The sequence below is a fragment of the Candidatus Salinivivens marinus genome (assembly GCF_965655845.1).
In the GTDB taxonomy this organism is placed as follows: Bacteria; Pseudomonadota; Alphaproteobacteria; order Rhodobacterales; family Rhodobacteraceae; genus Salinivivens; species Salinivivens marinus.
Genome location: NZ_CBFHHX010000009.1, coordinates 81,133 through 101,331, shown reverse-complemented (window position 1 = coordinate 101,331; position 20,199 = coordinate 81,133). Strand labels below are relative to the sequence as shown.

General features: G+C 40.4%; 18 protein-coding genes. 7 read left to right on the top strand and 11 right to left on the bottom strand.

Annotation, left to right across the window (positions count from 1 at the left end):
- Positions 1-7: 7 nt before the first annotated feature.
- The 5 genes from purF to ACTF5Q_RS09395 all read left to right on the top strand — a co-directional run bounded on the left by purF (position 8) and on the right by ACTF5Q_RS09395 (position 4,903).
- Positions 8-1,489, top strand: a complete 1,482-nt coding sequence (gene purF / locus ACTF5Q_RS09415; RefSeq protein ID WP_438954358.1) for an amidophosphoribosyltransferase — start codon at positions 8-10, stop codon at positions 1,487-1,489.
- 72 nt (positions 1,490-1,561) lie between these two features.
- Positions 1,562-2,209 carry an SDR family NAD(P)-dependent oxidoreductase gene (locus ACTF5Q_RS09410; RefSeq protein WP_438954357.1) on the top strand — a complete coding sequence of 216 codons (648 nt, stop codon included), beginning with the start codon at positions 1,562-1,564 and terminating at the stop codon, positions 2,207-2,209.
- 74 nt (positions 2,210-2,283) lie between these two features.
- Positions 2,284-3,057 carry a 5'/3'-nucleotidase SurE gene (gene surE, locus ACTF5Q_RS09405; RefSeq protein WP_438954356.1) on the top strand — a complete coding sequence of 258 codons (774 nt, stop codon included), beginning with the start codon at positions 2,284-2,286 and terminating at the stop codon, positions 3,055-3,057.
- A complete protein-coding gene (locus tag ACTF5Q_RS09400; RefSeq protein WP_438954355.1) occupies positions 3,054-3,704 on the top strand; it encodes a protein-L-isoaspartate(D-aspartate) O-methyltransferase in 651 nt (216 codons plus the stop codon). The genes surE and ACTF5Q_RS09400 overlap by 4 nt, the downstream gene beginning before the upstream one ends.
- Positions 3,705-3,739: 35 nt before the next feature.
- Positions 3,740-4,903 (top strand): peptidoglycan DD-metalloendopeptidase family protein, encoded by a 1,164-nt coding sequence (locus ACTF5Q_RS09395; protein ID WP_438954354.1) that lies wholly within the window; start codon positions 3,740-3,742, stop codon positions 4,901-4,903.
- Positions 4,904-4,922: 19 nt separating this feature from the next.
- On the opposite strand, the gene ACTF5Q_RS09390 is transcribed toward ACTF5Q_RS09395, so the two are convergent.
- The 5 genes from ACTF5Q_RS09390 to ACTF5Q_RS09370 form a co-directional block, all read right to left on the bottom strand.
- Positions 4,923-5,774 (bottom strand): ATP-binding protein, encoded by an 852-nt coding sequence (locus ACTF5Q_RS09390; protein ID WP_438954353.1) that lies wholly within the window; start codon positions 5,772-5,774, stop codon positions 4,923-4,925.
- The gene (tatC, locus tag ACTF5Q_RS09385; RefSeq protein ID WP_438954352.1) at positions 5,755-6,636 is read right to left on the bottom strand and encodes a twin-arginine translocase subunit TatC; all 882 of its coding nucleotides are present in this window, start codon (positions 6,634-6,636) and stop codon (positions 5,755-5,757) included. Before tatC ends, ACTF5Q_RS09390 begins: the two co-directional genes overlap by 20 nt.
- Positions 6,636-7,103 carry a Sec-independent protein translocase protein TatB gene (gene tatB, locus ACTF5Q_RS09380; protein WP_438954351.1) on the bottom strand — a complete coding sequence of 156 codons (468 nt, stop codon included), beginning with the start codon at positions 7,101-7,103 and terminating at the stop codon, positions 6,636-6,638. The genes tatC and tatB overlap by 1 nt, the downstream gene beginning before the upstream one ends.
- 5 nt (positions 7,104-7,108) lie before the next feature.
- On the bottom strand, positions 7,109-7,324 hold the full coding sequence (locus tag ACTF5Q_RS09375) for a twin-arginine translocase TatA/TatE family subunit (RefSeq protein ID WP_153697028.1): 216 nt from the start codon (positions 7,322-7,324) through the stop codon (positions 7,109-7,111).
- Between the two features lie 120 nt (positions 7,325-7,444).
- Positions 7,445-8,527, bottom strand: coding sequence for an ABC transporter ATP-binding protein (locus tag ACTF5Q_RS09370; protein WP_154034145.1), 1,083 nt, complete (start codon positions 8,525-8,527; stop codon positions 7,445-7,447).
- Between the two features lie 224 nt (positions 8,528-8,751).
- Between ACTF5Q_RS09370 and ACTF5Q_RS09365 the strand changes: the two genes are divergently transcribed.
- Both ACTF5Q_RS09365 and ACTF5Q_RS09360 read left to right on the top strand, forming a co-directional pair.
- Positions 8,752-10,359 (top strand): peptide chain release factor 3, encoded by a 1,608-nt coding sequence (locus tag ACTF5Q_RS09365; RefSeq protein WP_438954350.1) that lies wholly within the window; start codon positions 8,752-8,754, stop codon positions 10,357-10,359.
- Between the two features lie 137 nt (positions 10,360-10,496).
- Entirely contained in the window at positions 10,497-11,861 is a 1,365-nt protein-coding gene (locus ACTF5Q_RS09360) for a DEAD/DEAH box helicase (RefSeq protein ID WP_438954349.1), read from the top strand.
- Positions 11,862-11,917: 56 nt separating this feature from the next.
- On the opposite strand, the gene ACTF5Q_RS09355 is transcribed toward ACTF5Q_RS09360, so the two are convergent.
- The 6 genes from ACTF5Q_RS09355 to nuoL are packed head-to-tail and all read right to left on the bottom strand — an operon-like array spanning position 11,918 to position 20,199.
- Positions 11,918-13,585, bottom strand: a complete 1,668-nt coding sequence (locus ACTF5Q_RS09355) for a ribonuclease J (RefSeq protein WP_438954348.1) — start codon at positions 13,583-13,585, stop codon at positions 11,918-11,920.
- On the bottom strand, positions 13,582-14,361 hold the full coding sequence (locus ACTF5Q_RS09350; protein ID WP_438954347.1) for a type III pantothenate kinase: 780 nt from the start codon (positions 14,359-14,361) through the stop codon (positions 13,582-13,584). Before ACTF5Q_RS09350 ends, ACTF5Q_RS09355 begins: the two co-directional genes overlap by 4 nt.
- 11 nt (positions 14,362-14,372) lie before the next feature.
- Entirely contained in the window at positions 14,373-15,095 is a 723-nt protein-coding gene (locus ACTF5Q_RS09345) for a biotin--[acetyl-CoA-carboxylase] ligase (protein ID WP_438954392.1), read from the bottom strand.
- A gap of 23 nt (positions 15,096-15,118) precedes the next feature.
- The gene (gene nuoN, locus ACTF5Q_RS09340) at positions 15,119-16,561 is read right to left on the bottom strand and encodes an NADH-quinone oxidoreductase subunit NuoN (protein ID WP_438954346.1); all 1,443 of its coding nucleotides are present in this window, start codon (positions 16,559-16,561) and stop codon (positions 15,119-15,121) included.
- Between the two features lie 16 nt (positions 16,562-16,577).
- Positions 16,578-18,128, bottom strand: a complete 1,551-nt coding sequence (locus tag ACTF5Q_RS09335) for an NADH-quinone oxidoreductase subunit M (protein WP_438954345.1) — start codon at positions 18,126-18,128, stop codon at positions 16,578-16,580.
- A 1-nt stretch (position 18,129) separates the two neighbouring features.
- Positions 18,130-20,199, bottom strand: coding sequence for an NADH-quinone oxidoreductase subunit L (nuoL, locus tag ACTF5Q_RS09330; RefSeq protein ID WP_438954344.1), 2,070 nt, complete (start codon positions 20,197-20,199; stop codon positions 18,130-18,132).

Sequence of the window (20,199 nt, the reverse complement as noted above, 5' to 3'; positions counted from 1 at the left end):
AAATATTTTGGCGTTAAATCGTAAAATTTTTAATAATTCATATGACTGCGATAAACTAAAGGAAGAGTGTGGAGTATTTGGTGTTCTTGGTCTAAATGATGCAGCAAATTTCGTCGCTCTAGGACTGCATGCACTACAACACCGAGGCCAGGAAGCCGGTGGTATAGTTGCATACGACCCAAGCCAAGGGTTCAATTCTGCTCGAAGATTTGGTTATGTTCGGGATAACTTTACCTCACAATCCCTCATGGAAACATTACCAGGCTCTTTAGCAATTGGACACGTTCGGTACTCAACAGCAGGAGCAAAAGGCGCGGCTATAAGAGACGTCCAACCTTTCTTCGGTGAGTTTGCGATGGGTGGGGCTGCAATAGCTCATAATGGTAATTTAACAAATGCAGAATCTTTAAGACGCGAACTTATTGAGCGGGGGTCTATTTTTCAAAGTTCGTCCGATTCTGAGTGTATTATTCATCTAATGGCCCGTTCACTACAAAGAAATATCCCAGAGCGGATGGAAGATGCACTCAGACGGGTTGAAGGGGCATTTTCAATAGTAGCTATGACACGGTCTAAACTGATTGGCGTTAGAGACCCCCGCGGTGTGCGGCCTCTTGTACTTGGAAAGGTAGGAGACGGCTTTGCATTAAGTTCTGAAACATGTGCTCTTGATATAATTGGTGCAGAATTTGTAAGAGATATAGAGCCAGGTGAAATGGTTGTAATATCGAATAATGGGATTGAAAGTATATTTCCATTCCGGAGTCAAAACTCAAAATTTTGTATCTTTGAACATGTATATTTCTCTAGACCAGACAGCATAATTCAAGGGCAATCTGTTTATGAAACTCGCAGGCGCATTGGGGTGGAACTCGCAAAAGAAAGTCCAATAGATGCTGACTTGGTATGCCCAGTACCCGATAGTGGAACACCTGCGGCGATAGGGTTTTCGCAGCAGTCTGGGATACCCTATGCTATGGGTATAATCAGAAATCAATATATGGGTAGAACATTTATTGAGCCAACTGAACAAATTCGAAATATGGGTGTTAGGTTAAAACTGAATGTCAATAGAGCATTAATAAAGGGCAAGAGAATAATTTTGGTAGACGACTCCGTCGTACGAGGCACGACATCGCGAAAAATCAAAGAAATGATTATTGATGCGGGTGCAAAGGAGGTGCATTTTAGGATAGCCAGTCCTCCAACTGCCTGGCCATGCTTTTATGGAGTAGATACACCTCAAAGAGAAAAGTTAATTGCGGCCACTATGACTGAAGAAGAAATGCGCCAGCACCTTTCTGTAAATACTTTGAAATTTATATCGCTAGATGGGTTATACAGGGCTACTGGCGAAAAAGAGGGTCGAGATACTAAATGTCCGCAGTATTGTGATGCATGTTTTTCTGGCGAATATCCTGTTTTACCTTCAGACATGATAGAAAAAGGTTTCAAACTCAAGCATGCTGAAATAGTAGACGGATCATAACAACAGAAAGTTAACTAGCAAAACCATGACTAATTCGAGATACCGTCCATAAAAATTCTGAAAGCCATTCCCATGATTAAAAAAATAGCTTTAATTACAGGTGCTTCTCGTGGGTTAGGAGCAGCTCTATCAGAACGATTAAGCGAAACTCACCACATTATAGCTGTTGCACGCACCGTGGGCGGACTAGAAGACTTAGATGATAGAATAAAATCAAAAAATGGAACTGCAACATTAGCTCCGATGGACATTACAAATCGGGATGCTATGAGCCAGCTATTCACATCGATATTCGAAAAATGGGGAACCATTGATTTTTGGGGTCATACTGCAATTCACGCACCGCCATTAAGCCCATTGAGCACAATCGACTTGGGGGATTTGGACAAAACTATTTCGACTAATATTACAGCGACTGCATTACTCATAAACTTTATAAGCCCTATAATAAGCAAGGAAGGTAACGCGCTATTTTTTGACGACCCTTGCAATGGAAAGAAGTTTTTTGGAGCGTACGGATCATCAAAAATTGCTCAAATGTCATTGGTTCAATCATGGGCAAATGAGTGTAAAAATTTTGGCCCAAATATTACTGTTTTCAAACCTGCTCCAATGAAAACAGCCTTGCGGGCCAGATTTTTTCCTGGAGAAAATAAAGAAAATCTATTATCGCCCAAAAGTGAAGCAAAGCGTGTTTTAGCAACACTTTTTAACCCATAGATTTTATTAATAACAAGACTATTGTGGAAGTAATACTTCACTCTTACAAAAGTTACTAAAATTATTTTGAGATTATGCGTATACTTTTAACTAATGACGATGGAATTAACGCCCCTGGCTTGCAAGTCTTGGAAGCAATAGCTAGGGGTTTAACGAACGAAGAAAATATTTTCATAATCGCTCCAAGTGGCGAAAGATCAGGAGTTGGGCATTGTGTTAGTTACAATGCGCCCACACAGATTGAGAGAATTTCAGAAAACCGCTATTCGATTTCCGGATATCCCGCCGATTGCGTACTTGCTGGAATACATCATGTCATGAAGGATGATCCACCTTCTTTAATTCTATCAGGAGTAAATAGAGGAAATAACTCTGCTGAAAATGTACTCTACTCCGGCACAATCGGAGCAGCGCTCGAGGGTGCTCTTCAAGGCATTACCTCTATTGCGCTCTCGCAATATTTGGGCCCTGAGTCAAAAAAAATGTCAAACCCATTTAATCCATCAATTACTCATGGGCTAAATGTTATTCAAAAAATACTTGATAACGACAAGCATACTGATGGTGGCTATAAAGTCTTTTACAACGTAAACTTTCCTCCTACTGAAAATATAAACGGGGTAGCTGTTGTTCCTCAGGGATTGCGGCCTAATACGACTTTTGGCGTAAACCCATTTACGACACAAAATGGAAAAGAGTTTTTATTCATCAAAGGCGGAAATCAACACGTTCAGGTTTCCCAGAAGTCAGATGTTGCAGCCAATTTATCGGGATATATATCTTTAACGCCGATGAGAGCCGACCTTACTGCTTTCGATAGGATAGCTGACCTTGAAGAGTTTTTATGAATAGAAATCATGAACAGAAAATGCAGTTTATTTTATCTATTCGTTCAAAAGGAGTAGTAGATGAAAATGTACTCAATGCACTCGAGACAGTTAATAGACAGTACTTTCTTAAAGGTCTATTTGCCCAAAGAGCATACGAAGACACTCCACTTCCGATAGAATGTGGCCAAACCATAAGTCAACCATCTGTAGTTGGGTTAATGACGCAAGCTTTGAATATTAAAAATCGCGATAAAATTTTAGAAATTGGCACAGGATCAGGGTATCAAACAGCAATATTAAGCAAGCTAGCCCGTAGAATTTATTCAATTGAAAGGTTCAAACCATTATACGAAGAAGCAAGAGAAATTTTCAATAAATTAAATTTAAATAACGTTACATCTATTTGGGGCGACGGAAGTCAGGGACTCGTGGAACAACAACCGTTTGATCGGATAATTGTGACTGCGGCGGCTGAAGATCCACCTCCAACATTACTCAATCAACTAAAGATCGGCGGCATCATGGTAATACCTGTGGGGCAATCCGATGAAATTCAAAAACTTATTAGAGTGGAAAGAACGGAAACGCACTTCAAATATGAAGATTTATGCGATGTACGCTTTGTTCCATTGCTCGACGGAAAAGAAGAAGATATCTATGTATAGAAATACTGTGATATTTAGGTCGTGGAAAACTACAAATGATTAGGTCCATCAGAATTAGTTTAAAATATTGTTTCTATCTATCTATTTTATGGAACCTAAGCGCATGCGGAAATTCAACTCTCAACAATTTTGATTTTGATTTTCGAGGAAATTCCTTCGACACCTCTGACGCGGCCCTGCAAGCCACTCAGTCTAGACCCCAAGCAGACGAACTAGGCATAATTAATTACCCCACTTATCAAGTAGCTATAGCTAGAAGAGGCGATACTGTTGAAAGTATGGCTATAAGACTTGGACAGGATGCAAATGAATTGGCCAGATACAATGGCCTCGCAGAAGGACAGCGGCTCCGCAACGGCGAGGTATTAGCACTTCCTAAAATTTCCAGAAGCCCCAGACAATACTCGGCTGACGATGAAGAGATAGAGAAGACGACACTTTCAAAAGATATAAACGTACTGGAGCTTGCCGACACGGCTTTGAAAGTAGCAGGTGGATCTAATAATAATCGAATTAATCGTGACTCAACTGATCCAAAAAATTTGGTAGACCCAATCAAACATAAGGTTGTAAGAGGAGAAACGGCCTTTATTATTTCTCGCCTTTATAATATCTCAGTTAGATCCCTGGCTGACTGGAATGGACTCGATAGCGACTATACTGTGCGTGAAGGGCAAATTTTAATTGTTCCCTTGGTTGATAAAAAAGTTCAAAAGAAGTTTAAAAAAGAAGAAATCGCATCTGTTGCGCCTCCCCCACCTAGCTCCAAAAAACCCCAACCCAGGAATATTGCCAAACAAGAGGCGATTGAACCATCCAATACTTCAATATCAGTACCTGAAAGTGGTCGAATGGCTTATCCGATAGAGGGTCTAGTGATACGAGAGTATTCAAAGAATAAAAATGATGGTATTGACTTTACCGCACAGGCGGGCACTAGAGTGGTCGCAGCCGATACGGGCGTTGTAGCTACGGTTACTGAGGATACAAATCAAATTGCAATCGTAGTTCTCAAACATCCCAAAAATATATTAACAGTTTATGCAAACCTCACTAACATCCAAGTCTCCAATAATCAGACTATTCTACGCGGAGAAGTAATAGGGGAAATACCAGAGGGCGATCCGCCATATCTTCATTTTGAAATTCGTGAGGGTTTTGAGAGTATCGATCCATTAGAGTACCTTAATGAAAATTAAGCAACTAAATATCCCGCTGTTATTTAATAACTAATCCGTTCTTGCCAGCTAAATCAACGAAGAACTGCCAAGCAACTCTACCCGATCTTGATCCTCTCGTACGAGCCCATTCAGTAGCCTGGGTTTCTATTTCCAAACGATCAATTATGAGATTATAGTGTTTTACATAGCCCTCTATGATGTCAAAAAATTCATCTTGCGAGCAAGGATGAAACCCTAACCACAAGCCAAAACGATCTGACAAAGAAATTTTTTCTTCGACTGCCTCTGACGGATTTATTGAGGAAGACCGTTCATTTTCGATCATATCCCGAGGCATTAAGTGTCTTCTATTAGAAGTGGCATAGAATATAACATTTTCCGGCCTGCCCTCTAAACCACCATCTAAGATTGCTTTTAATGACTTATAATTTTGATCATCATAACTGAAACTCAAATCATCACAAAAAAGTATAAACTTATATGGAAGACCTCGAAGAACTTTTAAAAGCCTACTGACTGATCCTAAATCATCTCGCTGCAACTCAACTATTTTCAGATTTAAGCCATCGTTGTTTATTTTTGTGTGCACAGCCTTTACCAATGAAGACTTTCCCATACCGCGTGCACCCCAAAGCAACGCATTGTTGGCCGGAAATCCATTTGCAAATTGCATTGTGTTATTCAGAAGAATATCACTAACATGATCAATACCTTTTAGAAGTGAAATATCAACTGCATTCGTTATTTTTACAGGCTCTAGATAGTCCGGTGCAACATGCCACATAAAAGCTGAAAAATTATCAAAATTTGGAAAATCTTCTGTTTTTGGCGCCAACCGCTCTAGAGCATCGGCTATTCTCTCAAGCTGATCATTCTTTTCTGTCGTCATCAAACTCTTTCAACATAGGATCATCAAAATCATTTTCGTCATCGTAGAAACCCTCTTCACGAAGCTTCTGCTCCCGTTTCTTCTCAACACGCGAAACAAGAAAAATGGATACTTCGTACAGTCCATACACCACAACAAATAGTATTACCTGAGTAATAACATCAGGTGGTGTGACAAGTGCAGCCAGAACCAATATTGCTACAACTGCATATTTCCGTACATCTCCGAGCCCTTCGGCACTTACCAAACCTGCTTTGCCCATTAATGTCAGCAGAACAGGCAACTGAAAACACATTCCAAACGCAACAATAAATTTTATGGTAAGACTCAAATATTCTTGTGCCGACCCCTGAAAAGCAATGCCAGCTGCAGCATTATCAACATCTTCTCCATCCAAAACACTTCCAGTTTGCTGAAAGCCTAAAAAGAAATCAAAAGCTAAGGGAGTTACTACATAATACGCAAAAGATGCGCCAAGAAAAAACATAAAAGGCGATGCGACAATAAAGGGTAAAAAGGCGTTCTTCTCGGTTTTGTACAATCCTGGAGCCACAAAGCGCCACATTTGAAAGCCAATTATAGGAAATGATAAGACCAGACCTCCCAGCAAAGAAATCGATATAGCTACAAAAAACCCTTCTTGTAGTTTTATAAGTATTAGACCACAGTCTGAGTGTCCTCGAAGCGCCATTGCTGAGCATAAGGGGTGTGTCAAAAAGTCAAAGATGGGGTTCCAAATTGTAAAGCAGATTATCATGCCAATAATGAATGCTACAAAAGAGTAAATTAGCCTTTGACGTAACTCCGCTAAATGTTCAATAAGTGGCGCAGAGCTATCTTGTATATCATCATCTGCAGCCATTAGCTATCCTTAAGATCTCGCGACCGCGCATCTTTTTTAACTGTTGCAGAGTTATTTTTTTTTAGTTCTTTCTTATCTGTTTTTTCATCGTTTCTTTTATCTAACTTTTCTTTGGCTTTTTTTTCTGCATGCTCTCTTATCTTCTTTGCCTGGTCCGCCCTCTCACCTGCCAATCGACCGGTCTCTGTATCAGGGTCATACGACGCATAATCTGTCGCCGCACTTTTTACCGCATCAACGCTTGATTTAAGAGGGTTGGCAGCGGAGCGAATTGTTGAAGATATATCCCCTACCCCGGCGTCATCAGCAGCACTATTCATAGCACGCGAAAATTCACGAGCCATTCCTCGAATTTTACCTACAAATTGTCCGGCTTTTCTGAACAATACCGGCAGTTCTTTTGGCCCAACTACTATTAAAGCGACTATCCCGATAAGGAGTAGTTCGGTCCACCCCAAGTCAAACATACAAGTTAGACCTTATCTTTTTCAGTCTCTGGCGTGATATCCTTTGCAGCCTCTGAGGTTTCTTCTTCTAATTCTTTCTTGCTGTCGTTAACGCCCTTTTTAAAGGCAGTAATACCTTTACCAACCTCACCCATTAATGAGCTGATCTTACCCCGGCCAAATAGTACTAACACAACTACCGCTATTAGTAAGATACCAGGAAGTCCAATATTATTAAGCATCTCAACGATCCTTCTACTTTGAGGGCCTAAAACCCGTGTGTTTCATCCACTGTATTTAGTTGTTAATGCTCAGTTATCAAAGAGGCAACATAATAAAATAGTTTTTTTTAGTACATTTCATTATCTGGGGAATACAAAACATCGATCGCGCGGGATAGTAAGCCACAGGGGTTGACCAGTTTTTGGCAGAAATACGCTTGGAACTGTCACTCTAAATATACTGTTATCAAAATCCATTTTAAATTCCACTAGGCTCTCATTACCCAGAAATCTGGCACGCTCTACGCAGCCTCGCACTGGAATACCCATTGAAACCGTGGGCAGCGGTCCTTTCCCTTCTCTATCAAAATCTATCCTCACGTGCTGGGGCCTAATAACGATCTCTACATCGGTGCCTTCGTCCAATCCAGGCGCAAAAAACTGGCCGAACGGTGAGTCTGCAAGCGAACCGCTTACCTTTGACTTTATAATATTTGCATCAGAAAAAAATGCCACAGCCTCTTTGTCCACTGGAGCATTATACAAATTGTAAGGAGCACCTTTCTGAACAATTTCTCCATTTCTCATTAATGCTATTTCATCAGCCATTTTCATGGCTTCTTCGGGTTCATGAGTGACCAGCAAAACAGCAGTTTCCTCTGATTTTAAAATATCTAAAGTCTCATCTCTAATATCATCTCGAAGACGTTTATCTAATCCAGAGAAGGGTTCATCCATCAACATTATTCGGGGCTTTGGCGCCAGTGCACGAATAAGTGCAACACGTTGTTGCTCTCCTCCAGACAATTCATGTGGATATTTATCTGATTTAGAACTTAGGCCAACTTTTGACAAAAGATCATACGCTTTTTCTCTGATGCCTTCATTATTTTTAGAGATTCCAAATCCAACGTTTTGCCATACTGTCAAATGCGGAAATAAAGCAAAATCTTGAAAGATCAGACCGATGTAGCGTTTTTCTGGTGGTTGGCTGAACCCAGAACCACAAATTAACTGACCATCGACCCAGACTTCTCCAGAAGACTGAGTTTCTACACCTGCAATCATTCTAAGAGTCGTAGATTTACCGCAACCTGATGGACCCAACAAGCAAGTTATTTGTCCAGGAAGCACGCTTAATGAGATATCATCTACTACTTTAGTATTATCATATACTTTGGTAAGCGACTTAACTTCTAAACGCGGAATTAAGGATTTTGCCAAAAAATAACCTCTGTGAAACTTATCCCAAGAAACAACACGGGAGACTTAACAGGGATATAATTAACGTGCAACCAAGACCTAATTTGAAAGCGGTGTACAAATAGGTTCGCTCTGAGAACTCTTCCTACAGTATGATTGAATAGAAACATTCTACCCTTAAAAATTTCTTTTTGATATCTTTTGACTGGGTTGCCTTTTAAATTACCTTACGCTATCGGAATTTAATGTCTATAAATCCACCCAGCTTAAACCCTGCTAATCACGAAGTTGTTCGTAGGAGAACTTTCGCCATTATTTCGCATCCCGATGCAGGCAAAACAACACTCACTGAAAAGTTTCTTTTGTATGGAGGAGCCATTCAATTAGCGGGACAAGTAAGAGCAAAAGGAGAAGCAAGACGAACTCGTTCTGACTTCATGCAAATGGAAAAAGACCGAGGAATATCAGTGTCAGCTTCTGCAATGTCTTTTGATTTCAATAGCTATAGATACAACTTAGTAGACACCCCCGGACATAGTGATTTCTCTGAAGACACATACAGAACACTTACGGCTGTAGACTCAGCTATTATGGTAATTGATGGAGCCAAAGGGGTAGAAAGCCAAACCCGAAAACTGTTTGAAGTTTGCCGTTTACGCGACTTACCAATATTTACCTTTTGTAACAAGATGGACCGAGAAAGCCGTGATACTTTTGAAATTATTGATGAAATTCAAGAAAACTTAGCAATAGATGTAACTCCAGCCAGTTGGCCCATTGGGATAGGTTCAGATTTTTTAGGGTGCTATGACCTCATAAACGATAGACTAGAGTTAATGGATAGGACCGATAAAAACCGTTTGGGTGAAAGCATAAAAATTAACGGTCTTAATGATCCCGAAATGGATAAATATATTCCAAGCGATCTAAAAGAAAAGCTAGTAGATGAAGTTGAAATGGCAAAGGAACTTCTACCTCCGCTCAACCCAAAATCATTATTGGAAGGACATCTAACACCTATTTGGTTTGGATCTGCAATGAATAGTTTTGGTGTTAAAGAATTGATGGAAGGAATCGCAAATTTTGGACCAGTTCCACAAATACAATCAGCAGTGCCAAGACCAATACAGCCTTCAGAAAAACAAGTATCTGGTTTCGTATTTAAGGTGCAAGCTAATATGGATCCAAAGCACCGCGATCGAGTAGCTTTTGTACGTCTAGCGTCTGGACACTTCAAACGAGGAATGAAATTAACTCATGTTCGAACAAAAAAAGTTTTATCTGTATCAAATCCTGTACTCTTTTTGGCCTCGGATAGATCTCTTGCAGAAGAAGCATGGGCGGGTGATATTATTGGAATTCCTAATCATGGACAATTGAGAATAGGTGATACTCTCACCGAAGGTGAGCTATTGAAGGCAAAAGGAATACCTTCTTTCGCCCCTGAGCTTTTACAGAATTGTTTATCCTTAGATCCGATGAAGACAAAACATTTAGAGAAGGCGCTTTTTCAGTTTGCAGAGGAAGGCGCTGCAAAGATATTTAAACCAACCTATGGGTCTGGATATATAGTTGGTGTCGTTGGCCAACTACAATTTGAAGTACTTGAGAGCCGAATAAAGCTAGAATATGGATTACCAGTGCGCTTTGAGGCGAGCCAATTCAAATCAGCATGTTGGATCTCAGGTGAAAAGCAAGAAATAGATAGGCTTAACTCAGAGAACAAACAACACATGGCCATAGACAGCGATGGGGATAGCGTCTTCCTATCCCGGTTACAATGGGACTTTGACCGCCTAGCCAGAGATTATCCAAGCATAAAAACATCTAAAACTAAAGAACTCACTCTTTAAAATTATCATGTTTTCTAGCTCAAAGATTGACCTTTGATACATTTTTGGATATTAACCGGCGAGATAGATATTTCGGGAAAAATTAATTGATTATACTCATTTGCAACCGAAGCTTTAAATAAAATTGAAAATTATTTATGGCATTATTCTCTGATCTCAAATTAAATCCAAAAATCTTGAATGCGATTGAAGATGTTGGCTACCAAGAGCCAACTCCAATTCAATTGCAGGCTATTCCCGCAGCACTTGAAGGCCGTGATGTATTAGGAATTGCACAAACAGGTACTGGTAAAACCGCCAGTTTCACATTACCCATGATCCATTTACTTGCTCGAGGTAGGGCTAGAGCTCGTATGCCACGATCACTTGTTCTTTGCCCAACTCGAGAGCTAGCTGCTCAAGTAGCAGAAAATTTTGAGCTATATTCAAAAAATTTGAAGCTTACTAAAGCATTGCTAATTGGTGGAGTATCCTTCAAAGAGCAAGACCAATTAATAGACAAAGGCGTGGACGTATTAATTGCGACCCCAGGACGCCTATTGGATCATTTTGAGCGAGGTAAATTACTACTAACTGGGGTTCAAATAATGGTGGTTGATGAAGCGGATAGAATGCTAGACATGGGTTTCATCCCAGACATTGAGCGTATATTTAATCTCACCCCTTTTACTCGCCAAACACTTTTCTTTTCGGCAACAATGGCCGCGGAAATAGAAAGGTTAACCAACACTTTTTTGTCAGCTCCCTTGCGTGTAGAGGTGGCAAGACAAGCATCTGCTTCTGAGAATATTGAGCAGAGCGTATTACTTTTTAAGCCCTCAAGAAAAGACCGTGAGGGTACAGAAAAGCGCAAGCTTTTAAGAGAAATGATCCTTAATGAAGGCAGCGATTGCAAAAACGCGATAATCTTTTGTAATCGGAAGAGCGATGTTGATATTTGTGCAAAATCCTTAAAGAAATACGGGTTCAATGCTGCAGCAATTCATGGGGATTTAGACCAAAAACACCGAATGGACACACTCGACGGCTTTAGAACGGGATCTCTACAATTTCTGGTAGCTTCAGATGTAGCTGCTCGCGGATTAGATATACCAAGCGTTAGCCATGTTTATAATTTCGACGTACCCACCAATGCGGAAGATTATGTTCATAGAATTGGCAGAACTGGGCGAGCCGGTCGTAATGGCAAAGCCTTAATGATTTCCACACCAAGAGATGAAAAAAACTTCAATGCTATTGAAAAACTAATACAGATAGAAATTCCAAAAATCGAAAATTCCTCCCTCAATATTAAGGACGAGAATAGGAAGGAAATTCAGAAAAACGTTGCCATGCAAAATACCAAAGGCAAACCAACAGCAAAAGATAATAAGGTTAATAATAGGTTTTCAAAGTCATTGGCGACAAATCAAAATGAGCCAAGTACTTCGTCAGAATATAAAGATGAATTTCAACTCCCAAACTTTATAACAAAGAGTTTCATGGAGAGGCTGTCACTCTAAAATAAAACAATATTCTACTTCACAGCTCTTTAGTTACAATTAGTTAAAGCCCTATATTAAACCAAACGACTCACAATAACGGAAACTTCTGGCTTCTTCCCTACTTCGGATTTACACGTTTGCCTGGCGCACCTTCTAACTACTTCTTCTAACAGTCCATTGTCCAACATTACATCTGACCCTGCTCGTCCTATTAATTGACTTAGGTCTTCTTCCAAGCAATCAACCAAAGGTGCACTTGAATTTGTAACCGAAGGTAAACCCCTGGTTTCACACCATGGCTCCCCAACAAGATCATCGTTCTCATCTAGCAGAATAGTAACAACAACCAAACCGTTTAACGCCATACGAATACGATCTCGTACTATACCCTCTGTTGAAGTAATTTTAGAACTTCCATCTAAATATAACCGCCCGATCTCTATTTTATCCACAAACTTTAATTCATTAGCGGATATATTTAAAATATTACCATTAGTACAAACAAATGATGAAAATCCATTCTGAGATGCTAACTTAGAATGCTCTCGCAAGTGCCGATGCTCCCCGTGCATTGGTATAAGAAATTGAGGTTGAATAATTTTATGCATTTCCTCCAAGTCAGGTCTATTTGCGTGACCAGACACATGATAAAGACCAGACTCATCATCGACAACATCAACACCCATTTCTGAAAATTGATTAATTATTCTAGAAACGCCTTTTTCATTACCGGGGATTGTTTTTGATGAAAATATAAAGAGATCGCCCTCTTGTAATGAAAAACCCCTATATTTTCCATTCGCTAACTGCGCAGTGGCTGCTCTGCGTTCTCCTTGTGATCCAGTTGCCAATATCAATAGATTTTCTCGCGGAACTTGTAATGCATCCTCTGGACTTATGAGCGGAGGAAAATCACTTAAAACTCCAGTTTCCACTGAAGCATCTATCATTCTTCTCATGGCTCTCCCAAGAATGCATACAGAGCGGCCAGATCTCACACCTGCTTCTGCTAATGTCTTCAATCGAGCAACATTAGATCCAAACGTTGTGGCGACGACGAGCCGTTCAGCATTTTCTATCAGTCCCTGTAGCGGCATGCCAATTGATAACTCTGAACGGCCCTCCTGTTTTGAAAAAACATTCGTACTATCACAGATAAGAGCTTTTATGCCGCCTTTGGAAATATTTCGCCACACTTCTCTATTAAATGGCTCACCAACACCTGGTGTTTCATCAATTTTGAAATCACCCGTATGAACTAATCGGCCAGTCGGAGTGTCTATAACGAGACTGCTACTCTCTGGTATTGAATGAGAAACAGGTACAAACCCTACTTCAAAGGGCCCTAATTTTTTCATTTCAGGCCATGGTTGCAAGGTATGAACGGAATGATCTGTTAATAAGGCGTCATTTAACTTTAAACGTGCTATATGCGCGGTAAATGCTCGGCAGTATATAGGTGCCCGCAACTCATTCCATAAATGCCCAAGGGCACCAATATGATCCTCATGGGCATGAGTGATCAAAATTCCCTCTATTCTATCACGCCGCTCCTTTATCCATGATATGTCTGGTAGAATTAAGTCTACACCAGGAGTAGTTTCCATATCTGGAAAGGAGACGCCCAAATCAACGATAATAAAACGTTCTTTATCTGGTGGACCGTACCCATAGATATATGAATTTAGTCCAATTTCGCCCGCTCCGCCTAGCGGCAGATAGATTAAGTGATTTTCGCTCATTTGACTTCTGAACTCTTATTATGCTCAAAGATCAACCGCAAACCATGCATGGTAAGATCATCTTTCCACTCATCAAATACTTTTTCTGCTGACTGAAATAAAGGTCCCAACCCACCGGTAGAAATTATTTTCATTTTGGAACCGTGTTCAGTTTTTATGCGCTCACAAATTTCTTTTAGCAATCCAATATAACCCCAAAATACTCCTGATTGCATACACATCACTGTATTTTTACCTATAACTCTATCTGGCCTTGCAATATCGACATGTGGAAGTGCTGCCGCTTCTTGATGAAGTGCCTCTAGAGATAGATTTACGCCTGGGGCTATCACTCCCCCAATGTAAGCACCATCATGATCAACCACGTCAAATGTTGTTGCAGTACCAAAATCAACTATGATCAAATTCCCACCGAACAAGTCATAACCAGCAATAGTATTAACTAACCTATCAGGCCCTACTCCAGCTCCACTGCCTACTCGCACATCAAGGGGAAGTTGACATTCTGGCCTTCCCACCACCATTGCGCGAGTAGCGAAGTAACGATCAGCGAGTACTCTTAAATTGAAAACCACTCGAGGAACAGTCGATGAAACTATAACATTTCTGATTTTTACCTCAATCTTATTCAATTGCATAAGAGATGAGAGCCAAACATAATACTGATCCGCTGTCCTTTGATGCTCAGTTGCAGTTCGCCAGGTAGCAATAAATTTGTCTCCGTCCCAGATAGAAAAGACAGTGTTTGTATTTCCACAATCAATTGCTAAAAGCATAAGAAACCTCTCTAGTCAAAATAAACGTCGGCCGCAGCTATTGCCCGTTTAGTGCGCCCTGCTTTTAAAATCAAATGCCCGTCCATGTTAATATCACTAAATACTCCACTTAGTGTCTCATTTGTCGTTCTCACAATAATCTGGCTTCCAATCCCGTGAATACGATCCATCAGAAGACTTCTCAATTCCGTGAAACCTTTATCTTGTAAAGTACCTTCATATTTAGAAAAATTAACCGCTAGCTTATTCAATAATTCAATTGGATCTATGGCAACTCCAGTTTCGGTCAAAATAGATGTAGGACTGAAGGCACTTTCTTCCAGCTCTGAAGCCTCTGGGTATGACAATAAGTTAACTCCAAAACCAATTGATAGGGCTATTTTGTTTTTACCAACGGCTATCGTTTCTAGCAGAATTCCAGCAACCTTTTTTTGATTTAACAAAATATCATTTGGCCATTTTATGGATACCTGAGCACTACTTTCTGTGAAGTCACTCAAACAGTCACATAATGATAATGCGGCGGTAAACGAGCTTAGAGCATATTCATCTATGGTTCTGTCTGGGAAAAATACGCAAGTACATGCAAAATTCCCTATCGGATCAACCCACGCCCTACCCCGCCGACCTTTACCAGCCAATTGAATATGAGCAAATATCCAGGAGGGACCAGACCCGCTAGATACCCGTCTACGGGCTTCCAGCATAGTACTATCAATTTTATCTAATACTATTATGTCGTAAGAAATATTAATACCTAATTAATCAAAGAACTAGCGGCTAAACTTGCAGCAGCCTCTATTCCAAAAAGATTGATAATTCCAATCACCATTACAACTGCTGCAGTTGCAGCAAAACCTGGCAATATTGGTGACTTAACTATATCTAAAGAAAGATCTTGTTTCTCGCCAAAGTACATCAAATACACAAGTCTTAGATAGTAATATGCCCCAATAACGGAAGCCAAAACACCCATAACCGCCAACCAAATCAACCCTGCATCATAAGCGGCCCTTAAAACGTACAGTTTACCAAAAAATCCTACCAGAGGGGGAACACCGGCAAGGCTGAAAAGAAGTACCAACATAGCTAACGCTCTCCCAGGTTGCTTTACGCCTAACTGTGATAAGGAACCAATGTCAGTTACAGGCTGTCCATCTCTTTCCATCGACATTATGAATGCAAAAGTGCCAATATTCATCGCTAAGTATATCGCCATGTAAACCAGCATTGCCTGGAGACCTAATAACGTTCCTGAGGCAAGTCCAATCATAGCATAACCCATGTGCGCAATAGACGAGTAAGCCATCAAACGCTTAATATTTGTCTGTCCAATTGCCGCGATTGCCCCAACAAACATCGAAAGAACAGACATCAGAGCAACAACCTGCTGCCAGTCAGAAATTAAAACATAAAAGGCATCATAAACAACCCGTGCAAAAAGAGCCATTGCGGCAATCTTAGGGGCTGTCGATAAAAAAGCTGTAACTGGAGTTGGGGATCCCTCGTAAACATCTGGTGTCCACATGTGAAATGGTACCGCTGAAATCTTAAATGCAAGCCCTGCGACTAATAAAATCATTCCAAACATCAGACCAAGGCTAACACTGCCAGAATCCAAAGATATAATTATAGACTGAAAGTTTGTTGATCCTGAATAACCATATATTAACGACGCTCCGTACAACAATAACCCAGACGACAATGCCCCCAAAACAAAATACTTCATACCGGCTTCTGTAGACTTGAGACTTTCACGTCTGATGGAAGCAACCACATAGAGTGCCAACGACTGCAATTCTAAGCCTAGATATAATACCATAAGATCGTTAGCAGACACCATAAACATCATTCCAACAACTGAAAAAATTATTAAAATTGGATATTCAAAACGTCCCAAATCATGTCTAAGCATGTAGCCTAAGCTCATAATTAGAACCGCAGCCGAAGACAGCAAAATCAGCGCTTTTGCGTATCTGGAAAATGCATCGCTAATAAACATGTTATTAAACGCAGCCTCACTTGATGAGCCACCTAATATCATCCACATGCCAACAATCAACATAAGCCCTGCAGTAGCTAAAGTTAAAGTTGCTGTTTTTTTATCCTGACCTCTATAAACACCAAATAGTAATGCCAGCATTGCAAAAATAGATAGAATTATTTCAGGCAAAATTAAATTTAAATCATTTTGGATCATATTAAATATTGCTCCGTTAATGTGATGCTATCATTGTGTTGCCATCAATGCCTGCAATTGAAAGGGCAGAATTATAATTGTCGATAAGGCTCTGTACCGATGGACCTATCAAGTCAAGAGCAAGAACGGGATATACCCCCAATAACAAAGTCATGAATACAAGAGGAGCGAATACCGCCCTCTCCCGTAGAGACATATCCTGGATCGTACGAAGCGCTTCCTTTATTAAATCTCCCATCATTACGCGACGATATAACCAAAGGGCATAAGCCGCTGACAAAACGACACCTGATGTCGCCAGCAAAGCAATCCACGTGTTAACCTTAAAAATCCCAACTAACGTAAGAAACTCCCCCACAAAACCTGAGGTGCCAGGCAAGCCTACATTAGCCATCGTAAAGAACATAAATATGAGTGCATAAGCCGGCATTCTATTCACCAAGCCACCATAGGCCTCTATCTCACGAGTATGCATTCTGTCGTAAATAACGCCAACGCAGAGAAATAACGCTCCCGAAATAAACCCATGACTCAGCATTTGGAAAATAGCACCATCAATTCCTTGTTGGTTGGCAGCAAAAATCCCAATGGTTACGTACCCCATGTGAGCAACAGAAGAGTAAGCAATTAACTTCTTCATATCGCTTTGGACTAGTGCAACTAATGAAGTATAAACAATAGCGATTACCGATAACCAAAGAATAAAATCAGTCATTATATATGAACCAACCGGAAACATCGGCAGGCTGAATCTTAAGAAACCATAGCCACCCATCTTTAGTAAGATAGCAGCAAGCACTACTGACCCTGCAGTTGGCGCCTGAACGTGGGCATCCGGTAACCATGTATGCACTGGCCACATGGGCATCTTCACCGCAAAACTTGCAAAGAATGCTAAAAATAGCAACGTTTGCGTTCCGCCTAAAATCTGAAAACCAAACAAATTAAAATCATCAAATGCGAATTGATGAAGCATTAGAGATTCAATATCAGTTGTGCCTGCTTCAGCATACATCACAACCATCGCAATGAGCATTAAAACTGATCCCAAAAGGGTATAGAGAAAAAACTTGAATGATGCGTAAACTCTATTAGCTCCACCCCAAATTCCAATTATTAAAAACATCGGAATTAAACCAGCCTCAAAGAAGAGATAGAACAACACTAAATCTAATGCCATAAAAACACCCAGCATGAGTGTTTCCAGCAATAAGAACGCGATCATATATTCCTTAACACGTACTTCGATACCCCAGCTGGCCCATATGACAATTGGCATCATAAAAGTAGTGAGGATTACAAAAAGAACACTTATTCCATCAATACCCAGCTTATACTTTAAACCCATTATCCATTCAGCTTCCTCCACCATTTGAAAACCAGTATTTTCCGGCTCAAATTGCGCTATGATGAATAGGGAAACAAAAAATGTTACTCCAGTTGCAAAAAGAGCAAACCTTTTTGCAACTAAAGCTGCCGCTGCATCATTCCCTCTCGCTACTACTAGCAAAATAAGCGCAGATATAGCAGGTATGAAGGTGACTATGGAAAGTAAAAAATAATCCATATTAGCTACCTGTCCCTAATGTCATCCATGTAATAAGAACAACAATTCCTAGGACCATGGCAAAAGCATAAGTAAAAATATATCCTGACTGGGCACGCCCGGCCAGTCTCGTAAGCAATGGAATAAATACCATCGAAAGATTATCTATAAACCCATCTATTACCGTACCATCGCCCTTCTTCCACAAAAGGCGTCCGAAAAACTTAGCAGACCGAACAAAAAGAATTTCATAAACTTCATCAAAGTACCATTTGTTGAGTAGGAAGAGATATAAAGGCCTTTGGTTCTCAGCTAATTTTTGGGGTAGATCTGTACGCCAAATATAAAAGATGTAAGATAGTATAAACCCTAACAGCATAGCCATAAAAGGACTCAATTTAACCCATTTAGGAACATGGTGAGCTTCATCCAAAATGTGATTATCAGGAGCCATGTAAATAGCACCTGATGGCATATAAAAAGATGAGTGGTTACTCAAACCCTCATTTTTTACATCTGAAGACCCATGATTATCATCATTATATTGCGAGTGGTATTCCGTTTCTTCAATACCAAAAAACTTATTTACGCTGTAATGATCGCCAAAAAAGCTTTTGTACCAAATCATTCCTGAAAATATTGCTCCTAATGATAGAATAGCCAACGGTATAATCATCACTTTAGGGCTTTCATGGGCTGAAGTATGAGTGTGTGAATCTCCACGAGGCTTACCGTAAAATGTCATAAAGATTAGCCTCCAACTGTAAAAAGACGTAAACAACGCCGATATAACCAACATCCAGAACGAGTAACCACCTACCGACGCTGCGTAAGCACTTTCGATTATTGCGTCTTTGGACAAAAACCCAGCAAACCCGTAATGCGTTAAAGGAATACCAACACCCGTTATTGCTAATGTCCCAATCATCATAGCGACAAAAGTGTACGGTATTTTCTTTCTCAAACCGCCATAATTTCTCATATCTTGCTCATGATGCATAGCGTGTATAACTGACCCAGCACCTAAAAATAGCAGAGCCTTGAAAAATGCATGCGTGAACAAATGGAACATTGCTGCTGAGTACACTCCCGAGCCGGCAGCAACGAACATATACCCAAGTTGAGAGCACGTCGAATATGCAATAACCCTTTTGATATCATTCTGCACAAGACCGATAGTAGCAGCAAAAAATGCTGTCGTGGCTCCAATGAACGTAATAAAGGCCATTGCATTCGGCGCAAACTCCATGAGCGGAGACATACGACAAACAAGGAAAACACCTGCTGTAACCATCGTTGCGGCATGAATGAGTGCTGAAACCGGAGTAGGACCTTCCATAGCGTCTGGCAGCCAAGTATGGAGGAAAAGCTGAGCAGACTTGCCCATTGCTCCAACAAACAAAAGAAAGGCAATTAAGTTAGCAGCATTCCACTCAGTCCATAGAAAGCTTATTTCTTGATCTACTAAACCCGGTGCTAATAAAAAAACATCGGAGAACTGAATGCTACCGGTTAAGTAGAAAATTCCAAATATACCTAACGCGAATCCAAAATCACCTACTCTATTGACGACAAAAGCTTTAATTGCCGCTGAATTAGCAGTTGGTTTTTTGTAGTAGAAGCCAATAAGCAAATAGGATGCTACGCCGACACCTTCCCATCCGAAGAACATTTGAAGTAAATTATCAGAAGTCACTAACATTAGCATCGCAAATGTAAAGAACGATAAATATGCAAAGAAACGCGGTCTGTAACTTTCATCATGCTCCCAGTTGGGATCATGATCCATGTAGCCGAAACTATATAGATGCACCAATGCAGAAACAGTGGTCACTACGATCAACATGATTGCTGTTAAACGATCAAAACGAATAGCCCAATAAGCTTCAAGGGACCCCGAACTCATCCATTTGGAAATTTCTGTAATTCTCAGATCACCGTCAAAACCTATAAAAAGAAACCAACTGACGAAACACGCTAAAAAAAGTAACAAAGTAGCCAAAATAAGAGCTGCTTTTTCACCAATAATTTTCCATCCAAAACCCGCAAGAATAGCCCCGACGAGTGGGGAAAATATGACAAATAATTCCAT